Annotated in this window: 2 protein-coding genes and 2 pseudogenes; all 4 read left to right on the forward strand. The window is 40.6% G+C overall.

Annotation, left to right across the window (positions count from 1 at the left end):
• Positions 1 to 1,004: 1,004 nt before the first annotated feature.
• The gene (locus tag H6G48_RS19930) at positions 1,005 to 1,181 is read left to right on the forward strand and encodes a hypothetical protein (RefSeq protein ID WP_242034704.1); all 177 of its coding nucleotides are present in this window, start codon (positions 1,005 to 1,007) and stop codon (positions 1,179 to 1,181) included.
• Between the two features lie 102 nt (positions 1,182 to 1,283).
• Positions 1,284 to 2,364 (forward strand): annotated as a pseudogene (locus H6G48_RS19935) (ISAs1 family transposase); the annotation flags it as partial.
• 193 nt (positions 2,365 to 2,557) lie between these two features.
• On the forward strand, positions 2,558 to 3,622 hold the full coding sequence (locus H6G48_RS19940; protein ID WP_190722958.1) for an endonuclease/exonuclease/phosphatase family protein: 1,065 nt from the start codon (positions 2,558 to 2,560) through the stop codon (positions 3,620 to 3,622).
• A 363-nt stretch (positions 3,623 to 3,985) separates the two neighbouring features.
• Positions 3,986 to 4,200: pseudogene (locus H6G48_RS19945) on the forward strand (IS1634 family transposase); the annotation flags it as partial.

Raw genomic sequence — 4,200 nt, forward strand, 5'->3', positions numbered from 1 at the left:
GCGTAAGGAATTCAGGATTTTGTGTCCAGTAGTCCATTAGTATTATATTGCTTTAACTCAGGCTCTGTAAGACTTTTAGCCATAGCTAGTATGTTTATACGGGGGAAGTTCAGATATATGGTAAATATGACTTATCTTTTTTTGGAGTCTGTGTCTGTATTCCATGCTACATAAGCTTTTCAGCTGGCTTGTCCCCCTGTCAGGGACTTGGTATGGTTCGATCTGGGGGCATAAATCGACTAAATCCTTATCTGGCAAGAGATTTAATTGATTAGTTCGCTCCAGATCGCCAACAATTGACAAAAATTGCGGCAATGTCTCTCTATATAAGGGTTTCATTCCTTATAACCCCGTCCATTGCATAACAAAAACCGAAGAACCATATCTTTTTATGTATGTTGGCTTATTATGTGGAATGGCATTTAAAACAGTCCTTGGCTCCTTGATTATTTGAGGATGAAGAAATTGATGATAGTTCTCTGAATGTGATTAAAGCGAGGCGTTCGGCGAGATCAGCCGAGCCGTCGCAGTGAATCGGTGCAATCTAAAGAGAGAAAAAAACGGAATCAAGAGAACCTCCCTGTGCATAGTTTTCGGACTTTGTTGGAAGACCTGGGGACCTGACAGGGGGACAAGCCAGCTGAAAAGCTTATGTAGCATGGAATACAGACACAGACTCCAAAAAAAGATAAGTCATATTTACCATATATGACCTAAATAACGAAAATGATAAGTGAACTATACCAGAAAGTGTTAGAAAATGAACTGGGGCGAGCCAGATATCTACTGTTGTTAATGGTAGTTGGAACCTTGCAAATATTCAGGGTAAGCTCATCTAATTTGGTATAAATTGTACTTGACAAAGATTTCTGAATAGGGTAATCAAATCGCCATAGCACCGTCCCGCACTGCCAGTACCCAGACTTAGCCGCTGCTACCTCTGTATAATTTATAATTAGCCTTAGTCTCACTGTTGTTGATGAAAATTAATGAGGAAATAGCTCATGGGTAAAGGTTTTGCTCCCGTTCTCCCCACCGGAAATAAAGCTCAACTAAAACCTGAGCTTCCTTTAACATCAATAAATGAAATTCAAGCTAGTTTATTGACTTATCTTCAAGATATTCCTGACCCAAGAGCGTCCCGAACCCAAAAACATTTGGCTCTTCTCGACTTTGTGTGATAATTTTTGCTTATGAAATCGTGAAATGTTTACTGGGAAAGACTTTTAGGACTATTTTGTTAAATAAACTATCAGTATAGACCTCATTTCCACACAGAAACCAGAAGAGCCAAACATTTATTAACTGATATTTTAGTCATTGCTGTTTTAGCAGTTATAGCAGGAGCCAAAGGTTGGGAAGACATGGAAAATTATGGACTCAGTAAGCAGTCTTGGTTATCTGAGTTTTTAGAATTACCTAATGGCCTTCCTTCTGATGACACTTTTCGGCGGGTTTTTGAACGGATTAACCCGGAAGTTTTGGCCAAAGTTTTGTCTCAATGGCTGCCCCATTTAATCGGTTCTCTTTCGGGGGAAATAGTTCCCATAGACGGGAAAAGTCTCAGAGGTTCTTACGACCGTAATCAAGGAATTAAAGCCTTGCATTTAGTGACGGCTTGGGCGGGGGAGCAGAAATTAGTTTTAGGACAAGTCAAGGTGGAAGATAAATCCAATGAGATTACTGCTATTCCCGCTTTACTAGAACTGTTAGACCTTCAAGGGGCAATTATCACCCTAGATGCTATGGGAACTCAAACGGCGATTATTAATCATATTCAAGCCAAAAAAGCTGACTACGTTGTCGCCCTTAAAGCTAATCATCCGACTCTTTATACTCAGGTCAAAAACTGGTTTGAGCAAGCTCAAGCACATCAATTTGATGGTATTCAATTTAGTTATGATTACCGTCTGGAAAAAGGTCATCATCGCCTCGAAAAACGTTGGTGTTGGGCTGTACCTTTAGAAGCTTTCGGCGGTCTTTATCAACAGGCTCAATGGCAAGGACTTCAAAGTATTATCATGGTTAAACGAGTTCGTCATCTTTGGAATAAAACCACTTGTGAAGTCCAATTTTATCTCAGTTCTCTCCCTGCTGATGCTCAAAAAATAGGTAATGCTATTCGTAAACATTGGGGCATTGAAAATCAGGCTCATTGGATTTTAGATGTTACTTTTAATGAGGATCAATGTCGGATTCGCTCTGGTCACAGCCCTCGTAATGGGAGCCTTCTTGAGACGAGTAGCACTTAACGCTCTTAACCAGGAATCCACTTACCGACGTAGTCTGGCACAAAAAAGTAAACGGGCGGCCATGGATAATAACTATATGATGGCTGTGCTGAAAGCCTTTTGTCAAGCCTAATTGAGATGCTCTTACCCTGTCTCAGCTTGTTCGTAATTCATCTTTCAATCTTAACTCTTGGACTATTTTATCCTATTTTGTCTAGACTTATGCAAGAGATCTAAAGACAGAATTAAATTGCTTGTTCCTGTGAATGCCGTTTTCACCCCTAAACGCTTACTATGATGAACAGTAAACCGTACAGGTCAAACACATGAAAAGACTGCTCGGTATTGTCATCTTGATAGTAGCTTGGGGAGGCTTTATCTTTGCCGACCCATCCCTCGCCTTAGATGTAGAGGTAGGTCAGCAAGTACAGCTTAAAGCCACAAATCCTCAAGGTGTTCCTTTGCACGAAAATCCTTTTCCGAGTTTAAAGGGAAGATTACCCGATGGTGTAACGGCCACAGTGACCGAAACCGATAGGGAAAAGCATTGGCTAAAAGTACAAATCCCCTCCCAACAAGGTTGGATTATAGAAAAATATGTCGCTCAAGTTTTGGAAGATTCGGTTAACCCGCCTCCGAATCCTCCTATAAACCGGTTGCAATTGGCCACCTATAACGTAGAATCACCAAACTTTAATCCCAGAGACACTACCCCCGACAAAGTGTCCGAGGAAATTACAAAGCATCCAGAGGTCATTCTTTGGGGTCTTGAAGAGGTGATGAATCAGGACGACCTCGATCAGTTTACTCAAGCCATGGGTTCAAAATTTACCTCGGTCTTGGGAGAAACGGGCGGTCAAGATAGATTAGCGATCGCTTACGATCAAAGTCAGTTAGAATTAGTGGGTTCTATCAATAATTTATCTGGTTCTGGAGGGTCAAGAAATCCGCTTGTGGGTAAATTTAAACTTCTTGCGAACGGAACCGAATTTTTATTTATGGTCAACCATTTCAACCGTCGTGAAGAGGAAAGAAGAAACCAACAGGCTGATTTTGTCAGAAATTGGAGCAATCAGCAAAGTTTACCGACGATTATAGTGGGAGACTTTAACTTTGATTTTGATCTCGATGAACGAAGAGGTAATACGGCTTTCAATAAACTAAATCAAGACAACATATTAAAGTGGATTCAACCGGATTGTTTAGCTTCTAATAATTGTCTATCCACTCAATGTAATCCAAATTTTAACAGTATCTTAGATGCTGTTTTTGTCGGTGGAACCGCCAAAAATTGGTCGGCGAGTTCTTCTATAGTTCCTTTTGATTGCTCTAAAGATGCCACGGGATTCCCGGATCATCGTATCGTCAAGGCCGAGTTAAAAGTATCTTAGCCGATGACATTCAGGAATTATCGAGCGAATTTGGTTGTTTAACATTTCATAATGTACAAAAAAGGTCGGGGCGAACATTAGCTCACCCCGACCTTTTTCGTCGTAATTATTTGATTAGAACTTAACCATTGATAGCAGGGGCGGTCAGAGCTACGGTAGCTTGTTCACCACTAGCCAAGTCTAAGGGAAAATGGATTCTTTAAATCCTTTTATAACTGAACTTCCCCCATACATATATACCATAATAGCCCAAAACCCTTATCCATCAATGGATGTACCCCCTTAACTTTTCTTAATGTACCCATGTAATTTGTAACATTTCTTAATGGACAAGAATTCTCTCTATTTGCTAGAATGGTAGTCATGTATATAGAAAAAGTTCCTAACCGTAATTCCCCCCCCGCTGTCCTTCTTCGTGAATCCTATCGAGAAGGAGATCAAGTCAAAAAAAGAACCCTGGCCAACCTCTCAAAATTACCCGATGATATTATCGACAATCTAAAACTGGCTCTTAAAGGGGCAACACTGTCAATGACTGAAGGCATTCCCGCTCATTTTGAAGTGATTAGAAGTCTTCC

It is taken from the genome of Microcystis flos-aquae FACHB-1344 (assembly GCF_014698375.1).
In the GTDB taxonomy this organism is placed as follows: Bacteria; Cyanobacteriota; Cyanobacteriia; order Cyanobacteriales; family Microcystaceae; genus Microcystis; species Microcystis aeruginosa.

Excerpts from the sequence above, each read along its gene's own strand:
- H6G48_RS19930 (WP_242034704.1), top strand. The coding sequence starts at position 1,005 with ATGGGTAAAGGTTTTGCTCCCGTTCTCCCCACCGGAAATAAAGCTCAA.
- H6G48_RS19940 (WP_190722958.1), top strand. The coding sequence starts at position 2,558 with ATGAAAAGACTGCTCGGTATTGTCATCTTGATAGTAGCTTGGGGAGGC.